Origin of the sequence: Enterobacter sp. PI-10 (assembly GCF_027947695.1) — a bacterium.
Lineage (GTDB): Bacteria > Pseudomonadota > Gammaproteobacteria > Enterobacterales > Enterobacteriaceae > Enterobacter > Enterobacter vonholyi.
Genome location: NZ_JAJNOG010000012.1, coordinates 41,243 through 56,187, shown reverse-complemented (window position 1 = coordinate 56,187; position 14,945 = coordinate 41,243). Strand labels below are relative to the sequence as shown.

Sequence of the window (14,945 nt, the reverse complement as noted above, 5' to 3'; positions counted from 1 at the left end):
AACGTTTTGGTTTGTATCCGAAACGTTTCGGATCAACACTCAGATCATCCCGATGACAGGAGATGTCTGATGCAAGATTCCGTTTTACGACTTGAAAGCAACACGGTAGATGTGGTGATCAAAACGTACCCGTTCGCCGAAATTCTCTACTGGGGGCCGCACCTTCAGCACTTTTCGCCACAGGATGTTGCTATGATCGCGCGCCCTGTTGCCAACGGCAGGCTTGACGTCGACTCCCCGGTCACGCTGATGGCCGAGCTGGGGCACGGTCTGTTTGGTGCTCCCGGCATTGAGGGGCATCGGCAGGGGCTGGACGGTTCACCCATGTTCACCACCACAGACGTACAGCAGTCAGGACAAACCCTGACGGTGACGGCGGAAGATGAACATGCGGGCCTGCGTCTGACCAGCGAGCTGGCGCTGGATGCCAGCGGCGTGCTGGTGGTTCGTCACGGTTTAACGAACCTGAAAGCGCAGGCGTGGCAGGTGGACCGTTTCGCCGTCACGCTGCCGGTGGCCGAACGCGCTCAGGAGGTGATGGCCTTCCACGGTCGCTGGATCCGGGAATTTCAGCCGCATCGCGTGACGCTTGAACACGACAGCTTTGTGATTGAAAACCGCCGGGGTAAAACCTCCCATGAACACTTCCCGGCGCTGATTGCCGGGACGCCGTCGTTCAGCGAAATGCACGGCGACGTCTGGGGCGTGCATCTGGGCTGGAGCGGCAACCACCGCCTGCGTGCGGAAGCCAAAACCGACGGCCGCCGCTATCTGCAGGCTGAAGCCCTCTACCTGCCGGGCGAAATGGCGGTTGAGGAGGGCGATACGCTCTGGACGCCGCGCCTGTATGCCAGCTATTCCACGCATGGCCTGAACGGCATGAGCCAGCCGTTTCATCGCTACCTGCGCAACAACGTTATCCGCTTCCCGGAAAACAAACCGCGCCCGGTGCACCTCAATACCTGGGAAGGGATCTACTTCAACCACGATCCGGACTACATCATGCGCATGGCCGACGAGGCTGCCGCCCTGGGCGTGGAGCGCTTCATCATTGACGACGGCTGGTTCAAAGGCCGTAATGACGACCATGCCGCGCTGGGCGACTGGTATCTGGATGAGAAAAAATACCCGAACGGCCTGACGCCGGTGATCGACCACGTCAAACGGCTCGGTATGGAGTTTGGCATCTGGGTTGAGCCGGAGATGATCAACCCGGATTCCGATCTGTACCGCACGCACCCTGACTGGGTGCTGGCACTGCCGGGCTACAAACAACACACCGGGCGGCACCAGCTGGTGCTCAATCTGAGTATCCCGGAAGCATTTGATTATCTTGTGGAACGCATGAGCTGGCTTCTGGGTGAACATGAAGTCGACTACGTGAAGTGGGACATGAACCGTGAGCTGGTACAGCCGGGTCACGACGGGAAGGCCGCCGCTGACGCGCAAACCCGCCAGTTTTATCGCCTGCTGGACGTGCTGGGTGAACGTTTTCCGCACATCGAATTTGAATCCTGCTCATCCGGCGGGGGGCGAATTGACTATGAGGTGCTGACGCGCTGCCACCGCTTCTGGGCCTCGGACAACAACGATGCGCTGGAGCGCAACACCATCCAGCGCGGCATGAGCTATTTCTTTCCGCCGGAGGTGATGGGGGCGCATATCGGTCATCATAAATGTCACGCCACCTTCCGCCAGCACAGCATTGAATTTCGCGGTCTAACGGCGCTGTTTGGCCATATGGGGCTGGAACTTGATCCCCTCACCGTCGATGAGAAGGAGCGCGAAGGCTATCGCCGTTACGCCGCGCTGTACAGGCAGTGGCGCGAGGTTATTCATCAGGGCACACAATGGCGCGTGGATATGCCTGATGCCACTACGCTGGCACAGGGTATTGTGAGCGAAGATAAAACGCAGGGGCTGTTTATCGTCAGCCAGCTCGCCATGCCGGACTACACGTTGATGATGCCGCTGCGCATGCCGGGGCTTGAGCCCAGCGCGCAGTATCGTATTTCGCTGCTCGATCACCCTGATATTCACATCACCGGTGAGGGGGGACATACCATGCGCAAGCTGCCGGCATGGATGGAAACACCGCAAACGGCGAGCGGCGAGTGGCTGATGCAGGCGGGCATTGCGCTGCCGATTCTGGATCCGGAAACCGCCGTTCTGATTGGCGTTGAACGCGTGTAAAGGTGACGGGCCGGACAGCCGGCCCTCCGTTGAGGATAAAAATAATGAACACAACAACCTGTACCCACAAAGACAACCCTAACTTCTGGATCTTCGGGCTGTTCTTCTTTCTCTACTTCTTCATCATGGCCACCTGCTTTCCGTTCCTGCCGATCTGGCTGTCGGATATCATCGGCCTGAACAAAACCCATACCGGCATCGTCTTTTCCTGCATCTCACTCTCGGCCATTGCCTTCCAGCCGGTGCTTGGGGTGATCTCGGATAAACTGGGGCTAAAAAAACACCTGCTGTGGATCATCTCCGTGCTGCTGTTCCTGTTTGCCCCTTTCTTCCTCTACGTCTTCGCGCCGTTACTAAAAGCCAACATCTGGCTGGGCGCGCTGAGCGGCGGCATGTATATCGGCTTTGTCTTTTCGGCGGGCTCAGGGGCCATTGAGGCCTACATTGAACGCGTGAGCCGTAACAGTTTTTTTGAGTACGGTAAGGCGCGCATGTTTGGCTGCCTCGGCTGGGGGCTATGCGCCTCCACGGGCGGGATCCTGTTCGGCATCGATCCGTCGTATGTTTTCTGGATGGGTTCGGCGGCGGCGCTGCTGTTGATGCTATTGCTGGTGGTCGCGAAGCCAAAACCCAACCAGACGGCGCAGGTGATGAATGCGCTGGGTGCCAACCAGCCGCAGATCACCGCGAAAACGGTCTTTAGCCTGTTCCGTCAGCGCAGGATGTGGATGTTTATTCTGTACGTGATTGGCGTGGCCTGCGTCTATGACGTCTTTGACCAGCAGTTTGCTACCTTCTTCAAAACGTTCTTCGCCACGCCGCAGGAGGGCACTCGCGCCTTTGGTTTTGCGACCACTGCCGGGGAAATCTGCAACGCGATCATCATGTTTTGTTCACCATGGATCATTAACCGCATCGGCGCGAAAAACACGCTGCTCATCGCCGGGGTGATTATGGCGACGCGCATTATCGGCTCGTCGTTTGCCACCACCGCCGTAGAAGTGATTGCCCTGAAGATGCTGCACGCGCTGGAGGTGCCGTTCCTGCTGGTGGGGGCCTTCAAGTACATCACCGGGGTGTTTGATACGCGTCTTTCGGCGACTATCTACCTGATTGGCTTCCAGTTTGCCAAACAGTCGGCAGCGATCTTTCTCTCCGCGTTTGCCGGAAATATGTATGACCGGATCGGCTTCCAGGAGACGTATCTGATGCTGGGCTGTTTCGTGCTGGCGATTACGGTGGTGTCGGCGTTTACGCTCAGCAGCAGGGAGGAGATTGCGGCAGGCAATAAGGCGCTGGAAGTCCATTAACGCCCTGAACACATTCACTATTCCTGCGTTGGTCAAAAAATGAATAACCTTATAAAAACTACGGCATTGATAATCATTTTCAATATCATTTAATTAACTATAATGAACCAACTGCTTACGCGGCATTAACAGCTGTGCCGCCCGACAATAATGGAGAGGATTATGAGTTATACACTGCCATCCCTGCCGTATGCCTACGACGCACTGGAACCGCATTTCGACAAGCAGACGATGGAAATCCATCACACTAAACACCACCAGACCTATGTGAATAACGCGAACGCCGCGCTGGAAAGCCTGCCAGAGTTCGCTAACCTGCCTGTTGAAGAGCTGATCACCAAGCTGGACCAGCTGCCAGCGGACAAGAAAACCGTGCTGCGTAACAACGCGGGCGGCCACGCAAACCACAGCCTGTTCTGGAAAGGCCTGAAAACCGGTACCACCCTGCAGGGCGACCTGAAAGCGGCTATCGAGCGCGACTTCGGTTCCGTTGACAACTTCAAAGCGGAGTTCGAGAAAGCCGCTGCAACCCGCTTCGGCTCCGGCTGGGCGTGGTTGGTACTGAAAGGTGACAAACTGGCGGTTGTTTCTACTGCTAACCAGGACTCCCCGCTGATGGGTGAAGCGATCTCTGGCGCATCCGGCTTCCCAATCCTGGGTCTGGACGTGTGGGAACACGCTTACTACCTGAAATTCCAGAACCGTCGCCCGGACTACATTAAAGCGTTCTGGGACGTGGTGAACTGGGACGAAGCAGCAGCGCGTTTCGCCGCTAAAAAATAAGGTTGCATTGACGCCTGTGAGAAGCGAGTCTGATGGCTCGCTTTTTTTGTATCTGCAGAAAGGAGCAGCGATGCATTATCCGGTGAATGTATTTACAGGCAAGGTAAGGGAGTACGACGGCAGCCGCCCGAGCGCCATCGCCAAAATTCAGGTCGACGGTGAGCTGACGTTGACCGACCTCGGGCTTGCTGGCGACGAGCAGGCCGAAAAGAAAATCCACGGCGGGCCGGAGCGCGCGCTGTGCCACTACCCGCGCGAGCACTATCAGCACTGGAAGGCAGAGTTCCCGGAGCAGGCGGATCTCTTCGTTGCTCCCGCGTTTGGCGAGAATCTCTCCACCGAAGGACTTACCGAAAAGAATGTATTTATTGGTGATATCTACCGCTGGGGCGATGCCCTGATCCAGGTGACGCAGCCGCGCTCGCCGTGCTTCAAGCTCAACTTCCATTTCGGTATTCATGACATGTCGGCTCAGATGCAAAGCGCGGGTAAAACCGGCTGGCTGTACCGGGTGGTGCTGGCCGGGCAGGTTTCAGCAGATGCGCCGCTCGAGCTGGTATCACGCCTGAGTGAGGTGTCTGTTTATGACGCCTGCGCCATTGCGTGGCATATGCCGTTTGATGACGAGCAGTATCATCGCCTGCTGTCGGCTGCGGGGCTATCGACCAGCTGGACAAGAACGATGCAGAAGCGACGTTTGAGCAGCAGGATCGAGGATAATTCCCGGAGATTGTGGGGTAAGTAGTGCCCTTGATCCCGGCCCTCTCCCCTTCGGGGAGAGGGTTAGGGTGAGGGGGTTACGAACGCTTGTACAATGGTAGCCACAGCGTTAACCGCAGTCCACCCAGCGGGCTGTCGTCGGCTTTCACCCAGCCGCGGTGCTGCTGCATGGCGGTTTCAACAATCGCCAGACCCAGCCCCGTGCCGCCGGATTCCCGGTCGCGCGCCTCATCGGTACGATAGAACGGACGGAAAATCTGCTCGCGATCTTCCGGGCTGACACCAGGACCGTCGTCGTCGACAATGACGGTGATCCCGTCTTTATCCACCGAGAACGCCACCTCAATCTTCGTATGCGAGTAGCGCAGGGCGTTACGCACGATATTCTCCAGCGCGCTTTCCAGCGCGTTGGGGTTACCGTAGAGCGGCCACGGGCCCGGCGGGAAGTTGACGGTGAAGGATTTGCCCATCTGCTCTGCTTCGAATGCCGCGTTGTCCAGCACCTCGTGCCAGAGGTGATTCGCTTTCACCGTTTCGCTAACCAGCGCGTTTTTCTGTTGATTGCGGGACATGACCAGCAGATCGTTGATCATGCTGTCCAGGCGGTGAGCTTCGGTTTCGATACGTTCCAGCTCTTTGCTTTCCCCGCTGCGGCGACGCAGCAGCGCGGTGCCAAGCTGTAAGCGCGTAAGCGGGGTGCGCAGCTCGTGCGAGATATCCGACAGCAGGCGCTGCTGTGCGGTCATCATGCGATCGAGAGCGCTCACCATCTGGTTAAAACTGGTCCCGGCGGCAAGGAACTCCTGCGGTCCGGCTTCCAGTTCAGGGTGTTGTCGCAGGTTACCCTGTGCCACCTCATCGGCGGCATTCTTCAGCTTACGCGCCGGTTTTGCCAGGCTCCACGCCAGCCATAACAGCAGCGGCGAGCTGACCAGCATAGTAACAATCAGCAGCAGGAGAGGGCGGTCAAACAGCAGGTTGATGAAGTCGGACTGGGAGCTGCTCGCGGGGCGAATCAGGTAGAGCTGATAATTATCTTCTCCGTCCCTGACGGAGAAAGGCCCCACCATCTCTACGCGCCCATATTTCTTCTTCTGGGGATGATCGGCGTTATCCGCCTGGCCAATGAAGTTGCGGATAATCTGCATTTCATTGCGATCGGCCCCAATCACGCGGCCTTCGCTGGTCACCAGCAGCAGGCGTTGTCCGGGCGGCGCCCACTTGTCGATAGCGCGAAACAGCCTGCGCCACCACATTAAATCGTTTGGCGGATCGTTTGCCAGCTCGGCTTCCACGTGCTGCTCGATCATCACGCCCTGACGTTGCTCGCTGTCGAGAAGCTCCGTCATCTGGCGTGAGTCGAGTTTTGGCAACATCAGTACGAGCATTAAAACCAGTGCCAGCGTCAGCCAGAAAATGGCGAAGATGCGGGCGGTTAAGCTTCCTATCATGAAGCGGAAACCATCAGATAACCGCGACCACGCAGGGTTTTAAACCATGGGTGACCGTCTTTACGCTCAGGCAGCTTACGGCGCAGGTTAGAGATGTGCATGTCGATGGCGCGGTCAAACGGGGTGAGGCGTTTGCCCAGCACCTCCTGGCTTAGATGTTCACGCGAAACCACCTGGCCGAGGTGCTGCGCCAGCAGATATAGCAGGGTGAACTCCGTGCCGGTCAGTTCCAGCGTCTGGCCATCAAAGCTCGCTTCCTGACGGCCCGGGTTGAGGCTCAGGGAGTCGACTTCTAGTGTAGGTGAGCTGTTGTCGGTATTTTGCTGCTGTTCGCTCCAGTGGGAACGACGCAGGATAGCGCGAATACGGGCAACCAGTTCACGGTCGTTAAACGGCTTTGGTAAATAGTCATCCGCGCCAAGCTCAAGGCCGAGTACGCGATCAAGTTCGCTGCCGCGTGCGGTCAGCATGATTACGGGAGTCTGGTGTGTCTGGCGAAGTTCTTTCAACGTATCAATACCGTTTTTCTTCGGCATCATCACGTCGAGCAAAAGTAAATCGATGCTGTCGTCAAGGAGACTCAGCGCCTGCTCGCCATCATGGGCAACCAGGACGTTGAAACCTTCCATGTCGAGCAACTCCTTTAAAAGGGATGTGAGCTCTCGGTCATCATCAACTAACAGGATTTTATTCATTGTTTAAATACCTCCGAGGCAGAAATTACGACATCAAGGCTGTCTAATCCATGACTTTACGTTGTTTTACACCCCCTGACGCATGTTTGCAGCCTGAATCGTAGACTGTCTCTCGTTGAATCGCGACACGAAAGATTTTTGGGAGCAAGTGATGCGCAAAGTTACCGCTGCCGTCATGGCCTCAACGCTGGCGTTCAGTGCGTTTAGCCAGGCTGCTGAAGCTATCATCAGCGATAACAGTCCCTTACAAGAGGGCGCAACGCAGAACAGCAGCCAAAGCCATATGTTTGACGGCATAAGTTTAACCGAACATCAGCGTCAACAGATGCGAGATCTGATGCAGAGGGCAAGACACGACCAGCCCCCTGTTAATGTTAGCGAAATGGAGACAATGCATCGCCTTGTCACCGCAGAAAATTTTGACGAAAGCGCTGTACGCGCTCAGGCCGAAAAAATGGCACAGGAACAGGTTGCCCGCCAGGTAGAGATGGCGAAGGTCCGCAACCAGATGTTCCATCTGCTAACGCCCGAGCAGCAAGCGGTTTTGAACACCAGACATCAGCAGAGAATGGACCAGCTGCGAGAGGTTGCACGGATGCAGCGAAGCTCAGAAACGACGTTTTTCAGTAGCAATAGCAGTACCCGTAGTAACCAGTAAACCCTGTTTTCCTTGCCATAGACACCATCCCTGTCTTCCCCCACATGATGTGGGGGTTTTTTTTATTCCTTCTTCTACCCCCCTAAATCAAGGGCTCATTATTTTCATTCCGACGATATATTCTTTTTAAAATAGTATTTTTCTGAATTGTTTGTAAAATATGCAAGCTACTGATAAGAAACAAAAGGGGATATCATGTCAGGAATGGTTTTTTGCCGAGGATGTGGCAAGGAGTTGCACAGTACCGCTAAGGCCTGTCCGCATTGTGGCGCAAGCCAGGTTGCAGCAGGAAGTAAAAATAAGCTTACCGCAGCATTGCTCGCTTTCTTCTTAGGAGGCCTGGGCGCACATAAATTTTACTTAGGTAAGATTGGCCAGGGATTCCTTTACCTCATCTTTTGCTGGACCTTCATACCGTCAGTCATTGCCTTCATTGAGTTTATTATCTATCTGTGCACCTCTGAAGACGACTTTGCCAGAAAATATGGTTAAGTGCTGACTTAGCATTTTCAGGTTTCAAATCAGGAAAGCCCCTTTTAAACGGGGCTTTCTTATTGATGAACGTCACGGGCGAATATCTCGTTATAAAAGCCATTTCTATCAATAGTGTGATTGTAATCCTGCATAATCTATTTCTCTTCATCTGCGACAGGTCTTTTGCTCGTCATTTCTTTTGTTAACCGTTTATTCATCCTTTGACTCCCAATGCTTCCGTTATACTAGCGGCATAACATGACAGGAGCGTTTATGAATCAATCCTATGGAAGACTGGTCAGCCGGGCCGCCATTGCGGCGACCGTCATGGCCTCCAGCCTGTTACTGATTAAAATCTTTGCGTGGTGGTATACCGGTTCGGTCAGTATTCTGGCGGCGCTGGTGGACTCGCTGATGGATATTGCCGCCTCGTTGACCAACCTGCTGGTGGTGCGTTACTCGCTGCAGCCAGCGGACGAAGAGCACACTTTTGGGCACGGCAAAGCGGAGTCGCTGGCCGCGCTGGCGCAAAGTATGTTCATTTCCGGCTCTGCGCTGTTCCTGTTTTTAACCGGCATTCAGCATCTCGTCTCGCCAACACCGATGAACGATCCCGGCGTGGGAGTCGTTGTGACGATAGTCGCGCTTATATGCACACTCGTTCTGGTAACGTTCCAGCGCTGGGTTGTTCGCAAAACGCAAAGTCAGGCTGTAAGGGCGGATATGCTTCATTATCAATCTGATGTTATGATGAATGGGGCTATTCTTATTGCGCTCGGTCTGGCCTGGTATGGCTGGCATCGCGCCGATGCGTTGTTTGCGTTAGGGATTGGTATCTATATTTTATATAGCGCTCTGCGGATGGGGTATGAAGCGGTGCAATCACTGCTTGACCGCGCCCTCCCGGACTCAGAACGTAATGAAATTTTTTCTATCGTGACCTCCTGGCCCGGCGTCAGCGGTGCACACGATCTTCGAACGCGGCAGTCAGGGCCGACCCGCTTTATACAGATTCATATTGAAATGGAAGACAACCTGCCACTGGTACAGGCTCACGTTATTGCTGAGCAGGTCGAGCAGGCGATTTTGCAGCGTTTTCCTGGTTCAGACGTCATCATTCACCAGGATCCCTGCTCGGTTGTACCCGGTCATGTTGGGCTTTCGTAATTCGTTGTAAAAAAGTGAGCCAGGCCAGCATTTTGTGTATAAATTACCGCCGTTTGGTCTGACCTGAATCAATTCAGCTGGAAGGGATTGATATACTATTTGCAGTATTCGTTGGTCGATAAGTTTCTTCCGGCAACAGATTTCAATTTTGCATTCCTAAGTTCAGAGGTAGTCATGATTAAGAAAATCGGTGTGTTGACAAGCGGCGGTGATGCGCCGGGCATGAACGCGGCAATTCGTGGTGTTGTCCGTGCAGCGCTGACGGAAGGCCTGGAAGTTTTTGGCGTTTATGACGGTTATCTGGGCCTGTATGAAGATCGTATGGTTCAGCTCGACCGCTACAGCGTGTCTGACATGATCAACCGTGGCGGTACTTTCCTCGGTTCTGCGCGCTTCCCGGAATTCCGCGACGAACACGTTCGTGAAGTGGCTATCGAAAACATGAAGAAACGTGGTCTGGACGCCCTGGTGGTTATCGGCGGTGACGGTTCCTACATGGGTGCAAAACGTCTGACCGAAATGGGTTTCCCGTGCATCGGTCTGCCTGGAACCATCGACAACGACATCAAAGGCACTGACTACACTATCGGCTTCTTTACTGCGCTCGGTACCGTTGTTGAAGCGATTGACCGCCTGCGTGACACCTCGTCTTCTCACCAGCGTATCTCTATCGTTGAAGTGATGGGCCGTTACTGTGGCGACCTGACGCTGGCGGCTGCCATTGCGGGCGGTTGCGAATTTATCGTCGTGCCAGAAGTCGAATTTAGCCGTGAAGATCTGGTGGCTGAAATCAAAGCGGGCATCGCGAAGGGTAAAAAACACGCGATCGTCGCTATCACCGAGCACATCTGTGACGTTGACGAGCTGGCGAAGTACATCGAAGCCGAAACCAAACGCGAAACCCGCGCGACCGTACTGGGTCACATCCAGCGTGGCGGTTCCCCAGGCCCTTACGACCGTATTCTGGCGTCCCGTATGGGCGCGTACGCGATCGATCTGCTGCTGCAGGGGCACGGCGGCCGCTGCGTCGGTATTCAGAACGAAAAACTGGTTCACCACGACATCATCGACGCGATTGAAAACATGAAGCGTCCGTTCAAAGGTGACTGGCTGGACTGCGCGAAAAAACTGTACTGATCGGCTCTGTTGCCCGGTGGCGCTACGCCTTACCGGGCCTACAAAAGCACGACACGTAGGCCGGGTAAGGCGTAGCCGCCACCCGGCTTTTTTTTATGCGTGGACGCTTTTTTATTCCACTACGTTATAGCCAATCTTTTTTTATTCTTTAATCCTCGATTCGCTTTCTGGCACGCTGCATTCATCAAAACACTACACAAGAGAGCTGGGCGATGAATAAATGGGGCGTGGGTTTAACATTATTGCTGGCATCGACCAGCGTTCTGGCTAAGGACATTCAGTTACTAAACGTGTCATACGACCCGACGCGTGAACTGTACGAGCAATACAACAAAGCGTTTGCGGCACACTGGAAGCAGGAAACCGGCGACAATGTCGTGGTTCGCCAGTCTCACGGAGGTTCTGGCAAGCAGGCGACCTCCGTCATCAACGGCATTGAAGCCGACGTGGTGACCCTGGCGCTTGCCTACGATGTCGACGCGATCGCCGAGCGCGGTCGCATTGACAAAAACTGGATCAAACGCCTGCCGGATAACTCCGCACCCTACACCTCGACCATCGTCTTCCTGGTGCGTAAAGGCAACCCGAAACAAATTAAAGACTGGAACGACCTGATCAAACCGGGCGTTTCTGTGATTACCCCGAACCCGAAAAGCTCCGGCGGTGCTCGCTGGAACTACCTGGGCGCATGGGGTTACGCGCTGCATCACAACAACGGCGACCAGGCCAAAGCGCAGGAGTTCGTGAAGGCGCTGTATAAAAACGTTGAGGTGCTGGACTCCGGCGCGCGTGGTGCCACCAACACCTTCGTCGAGCGCGGGATTGGCGACGTGCTGATTGCATGGGAAAACGAAGCACTGCTGGCGACCAACGAACTGGGTAAAGACAAATTCGAGATCGTGACCCCGAGCGAATCGATTCTGGCTGAGCCGACCGTTTCCGTGGTCGATAAAGTGGTTGAGAAGAAAGATACCAAAGCGGTGGCGGAAGCTTACCTGAAGTATCTCTATTCGCCAGAAGGCCAGGAAATTGCGGCGAAAAACTTCTATCGTCCACGCGATCCGGCTGTTGCGAAGAAATACGAAAGCGTATTGCCTAAACTGAAACTCTTCACCATCGATGACGAGTTCGGCGGCTGGACGAAAGCGCAGAAAGAGCACTTCTCTAATGGCGGTACCTTCGACCAAATCAGCCAGCGCTAACCAGTAACCTGTGACACGGTGACCCGGCGTGAGAAATCCGCCGGGTTTTTTATTTGGTCATCATTTTGCGTTACTCTTTTGCCTCAATCGAAAACAGGGAACGCGTTGTGAAAAAAATTATCTTATTGATCCTCATTGTCATCGCCCTTGCCGCTGGCGGCGTGTACTGGATGAAGGCGGGTAATCCGAATGCGTTAAGACATATCGTTCTCGACCAGTGTGTGCCGAATCAGATCCAGAATCGTAACCCGGCACCGTGTGCGCAGGTGAAAACGGATGCAGGCTATGTGATATTTAAAGACCGCAACGGGCCGCTGCAATACCTGCTGATGCCGACCTATCGCATCAACGGCACCGAGAGCCCGCTGTTGACCGAAGCGCATACGCCGAACTTTTTCTGGCTGGCCTGGCAGTCGCGCAGCTTTATGACCCTGAAGCGCGGAGCCGAGGTGCCTGACAGCGCCATTTCGCTGACGATTAACTCCCCGACAGGGCGCACGCAGAACCACTTTCATATTCATATCTCCTGCCTTCGCCCGGACGTGCGCGAGAAACTCAACGCCGCGCAGGCAGAAATCAGCACCCAGTGGCTGCCGCTTCCCGGCGGGCTGGAAGGGCATGAGTATCTTGCTCGTCGGGTGACGGAGAATGAGCTGGTGCAGCGCAGCCCGTTTATAATGCTGGCTGAAGAGCTGCCGGAAGCGCGCGACCATATGGGGCGCTTCGCCCTGGCGATGGCACAGCAGTCCGATGGTTCGTTTGTGTTGCTGGCAACCGAACGTAACCTGCTGATGCTTAACCGCGCGTCAGCTGAGGAACTGCAGGATCATCAATGCGCTATTCTGAATTGACCCCACCATAAATAGCGTTTACTCGCCCTGCCTGTCGCCGTAGACTTGCTGAAAAATTCTACAGGAGACAGGTATGTCGCTCTGGTCAACGTTTCCTCTGCTGGTACCCTCACTGATCGTTGGCGTCACTATCGTGCTATGGGCGACGTCGCTGTTGCCGGAATTTATCACCGCGCTGCTGTTCTTTACGGCGGCAATGACCGCGAAGATCGCCCCGCCGGAGGTGATTTTCGGCGGTTTTGCCTCGTCTGCTTTCTGGCTGGTCTTCAGCGGATTCGTGCTCGGCGTGGCGATCCGTAAAACCGGACTGGCAGACAGGGCCGCCAGGGCGCTGTCGGCAAGGCTCACCGACTCCTGGGTGTTGATGGTGGCGAGCGTGGTGCTGCTGAGCTACGCGCTGGCGTTTGTGATGCCGTCGAATATGGGACGTATTGCGCTACTGATGCCGATTGTCGCCGCGATGGCGAAACGCGCCGGTATCGCAGACGGCTCCCGAGCGTGGTTTGGTCTGGCGCTGGCGGTAGGGTTTGGGACTTTCCAGCTTTCGGCGACGATTCTGCCCGCTAACGTCCCTAACCTGGTGATGAGCGGTGCGGCGGAAGGCTCGTACGGCATCCATCTGAACTATGTCCCTTATCTGCTGCTGCACACGCCGGTGCTGGGCATTCTCAAAGGCCTGATTCTGATTGGCCTCATCTGCTGGCTATTTCCCGGCAGCCCAAAACCGCCGAAAGAACAGGCGCCGTCTGAGCCTATGGGGCGGGACGAAAAGCGTCTTGCCTGGCTGCTGGCGGTGGTGCTGGGGATGTGGGTTACGGAGAGCTGGCACGGCGTGGGGCCCGCGTGGACGGGGCTGGCGGCGTCGATCATCGTTATGCTGCCGCGCATTGGTTTCATTACCGGGGAAGAGTTTTCTGCGGGGGTGAATATGCGCACCTGTATCTACGTTGCCGGTATTCTGGGGCTGGCGATCGTCGTGACGCAAACCGGTATCGGAACGGCGGTGGGCGAGGCGTTGCTCCGCATTATGCCGCTGGATGCAGGCCGACCGTTCACCAGTTTCCTGGCGCTGACCGGTATTACCACCGCACTCAACTTCATTATGACCGCCAACGGCGTTCCGGCGCTGTATACCACTCTGGCGCAGAGTTTTTCGGACGCGACCGGTTTTCCGCTGCTGTCGGTGATCATGATTCAGGTGCTGGGCTATTCCACGCCGCTGCTGCCCTATCAGGCGTCGCCGATTGTGGTGGCGATGGGGTTAGGAAAGGTGCCTGCCAGGGCGGGGATGGTGCTTTGTCTGGCGCTGGCTATTGCAACGTATCTGGTGCTGCTGCCGCTGGATTATCTGTGGTTTAGCCTGCTGGGACGGCTGTAAAAAAGCCCGGTGGCGTTGACGCTTACCGGGCCTACAAAACCGCAGGGCGGGTTAGCGAAGCGCCACCCGCCACAAAGGCAATTACGCCTGTTTAGCCGCTTCTGCCGCTTTAACGATCACCGCGAAAGCGTCCGCTTTCAGGGATGCACCGCCAACCAGCGCGCCATCGATGTCTGGCTGGGTGAACAGCTCAGCAGCGTTGGAAGCGTTAACGGAACCGCCGTACTGGATAATCACTTGCTCAGCGACGTTGGCGTCAGCTTTCGCAATGTGGTCACGAATGAATTTGTGAACAGCCTGAGCCTGTGCAGGGGTTGCTGATTTGCCGGTACCGATCGCCCAGACTGGCTCGTAAGCGATAACCGCGCCTTCGAACGCTGCCGCGCCCTGGGTTTTCAGCACTGCATCGATCTGGCGTGCGCACACTTCTTCAGTTTTGCCCGCTTCGTTTTCTGCTTCGGTTTCACCGATGCACAGAACCGGGATCAGACCCTGCTCTTTCAGCACGGCGAATTTCTTCGCGATGAACTCATCGGATTCTTTGTGATAGGTGCGACGCTCGGAGTGGCCGATGATGATGTATTTCGCGCCGATATCTTTCAGCATTTCAGCGGAGGTTTCACCGGTGAAAGCGCCAGACAGGTTAACGTCAACGTTCTGCGCGCCCAGAATGATGTGGCTGCCGTCAGCGGCGTGTTTAGCCAGATCCAGATACATATCCGGCGGAGCGATCGCAACCGCGCAGCCGGTCACGCCAGCCAGCTCTTTACGCAGGTTCGCAACCAGTTCGTTTACCATGTGGCGGCTGCCGTTCAGCTTCCAGTTACCCATCACTAAAGGATGTCGCATTTCAATTCTCCACGCTAAATAAGCGAATTAAGGAATATGGCCGCCCTGTCGGGCAGCATGGTCTGTGAATCAGTATA

14 protein-coding genes are annotated in these 14,945 nt (G+C 55.5%); 11 read left to right on the top strand and 3 right to left on the bottom strand.

From position 1 onward, the window contains the following. The first annotated feature begins 69 nt into the window (after positions 1 to 69). From LRM19_RS19825 to yiiM, 4 genes are all read left to right on the top strand, one after another. Positions 70 to 2,193, top strand: a complete 2,124-nt coding sequence (locus LRM19_RS19825) for an alpha-galactosidase (protein WP_271369682.1) — start codon at positions 70 to 72, stop codon at positions 2,191 to 2,193. A 44-nt stretch (positions 2,194 to 2,237) separates the two neighbouring features. Beyond that, complete coding sequence (locus tag LRM19_RS19820) at positions 2,238 to 3,503, top strand: MFS transporter (protein ID WP_149367353.1); 1,266 nt, start codon at positions 2,238 to 2,240, stop codon at positions 3,501 to 3,503. 162 nt (positions 3,504 to 3,665) lie between these two features. Next, on the top strand, positions 3,666 to 4,286 hold the full coding sequence (sodA, locus tag LRM19_RS19815; RefSeq protein WP_003861999.1) for a superoxide dismutase [Mn]: 621 nt from the start codon (positions 3,666 to 3,668) through the stop codon (positions 4,284 to 4,286). 70 nt (positions 4,287 to 4,356) lie between these two features. Continuing rightward, complete coding sequence (gene yiiM, locus LRM19_RS19810) at positions 4,357 to 5,031, top strand: 6-hydroxyaminopurine reductase (RefSeq protein ID WP_442876252.1); 675 nt, start codon at positions 4,357 to 4,359, stop codon at positions 5,029 to 5,031. Positions 5,032 to 5,083: 52 nt separating this feature from the next. On the opposite strand, the gene cpxA is transcribed toward yiiM, so the two are convergent. Further along, positions 5,084 to 6,457: an envelope stress sensor histidine kinase CpxA gene (cpxA, locus tag LRM19_RS19805; protein ID WP_045329509.1), complete on the bottom strand. Its 1,374-nt coding sequence runs from the start codon at positions 6,455 to 6,457 to the stop codon at positions 5,084 to 5,086. Continuing rightward, on the bottom strand, positions 6,454 to 7,152 hold the full coding sequence (cpxR, locus tag LRM19_RS19800; protein WP_006179159.1) for an envelope stress response regulator transcription factor CpxR: 699 nt from the start codon (positions 7,150 to 7,152) through the stop codon (positions 6,454 to 6,456). Before cpxR ends, cpxA begins: the two co-directional genes overlap by 4 nt. 151 nt (positions 7,153 to 7,303) lie before the next feature. On the opposite strand from cpxR, the gene cpxP reads away from it, so the two are divergent. The 7 genes from cpxP to LRM19_RS19765 all read left to right on the top strand — a co-directional run bounded on the left by cpxP (position 7,304) and on the right by LRM19_RS19765 (position 14,019). Next, a complete protein-coding gene (gene cpxP, locus LRM19_RS19795; RefSeq protein WP_024909200.1) occupies positions 7,304 to 7,810 on the top strand; it encodes a cell-envelope stress modulator CpxP in 507 nt (168 codons plus the stop codon). 195 nt (positions 7,811 to 8,005) lie between these two features. Beyond that, positions 8,006 to 8,302 carry a TM2 domain-containing protein gene (locus LRM19_RS19790; RefSeq protein WP_115876978.1) on the top strand — a complete coding sequence of 99 codons (297 nt, stop codon included), beginning with the start codon at positions 8,006 to 8,008 and terminating at the stop codon, positions 8,300 to 8,302. Positions 8,303 to 8,557: 255 nt separating this feature from the next. Then, positions 8,558 to 9,451: a CDF family cation-efflux transporter FieF gene (gene fieF, locus LRM19_RS19785; RefSeq protein WP_023309697.1), complete on the top strand. Its 894-nt coding sequence runs from the start codon at positions 8,558 to 8,560 to the stop codon at positions 9,449 to 9,451. Between the two features lie 174 nt (positions 9,452 to 9,625). Next, entirely contained in the window at positions 9,626 to 10,588 is a 963-nt protein-coding gene (pfkA, locus tag LRM19_RS19780; protein ID WP_023309696.1) for a 6-phosphofructokinase, read from the top strand. Between the two features lie 212 nt (positions 10,589 to 10,800). Continuing rightward, the gene (locus LRM19_RS19775) at positions 10,801 to 11,790 is read left to right on the top strand and encodes a sulfate ABC transporter substrate-binding protein (RefSeq protein ID WP_271369680.1); all 990 of its coding nucleotides are present in this window, start codon (positions 10,801 to 10,803) and stop codon (positions 11,788 to 11,790) included. Positions 11,791 to 11,897: 107 nt separating this feature from the next. Then, positions 11,898 to 12,641, top strand: coding sequence for a CDP-diacylglycerol diphosphatase (locus LRM19_RS19770; RefSeq protein ID WP_271369679.1), 744 nt, complete (start codon positions 11,898 to 11,900; stop codon positions 12,639 to 12,641). Positions 12,642 to 12,714: 73 nt separating this feature from the next. Then, the gene (locus LRM19_RS19765; RefSeq protein ID WP_271369678.1) at positions 12,715 to 14,019 is read left to right on the top strand and encodes an SLC13 family permease; all 1,305 of its coding nucleotides are present in this window, start codon (positions 12,715 to 12,717) and stop codon (positions 14,017 to 14,019) included. A gap of 81 nt (positions 14,020 to 14,100) precedes the next feature. Here LRM19_RS19765 and tpiA read toward each other — a convergent pair whose 3' ends face one another. Continuing rightward, positions 14,101 to 14,868 carry a triose-phosphate isomerase gene (gene tpiA / locus LRM19_RS19760; RefSeq protein ID WP_115876981.1) on the bottom strand — a complete coding sequence of 256 codons (768 nt, stop codon included), beginning with the start codon at positions 14,866 to 14,868 and terminating at the stop codon, positions 14,101 to 14,103. Between the last annotated feature and the right edge of the window lie 77 nt (positions 14,869 to 14,945).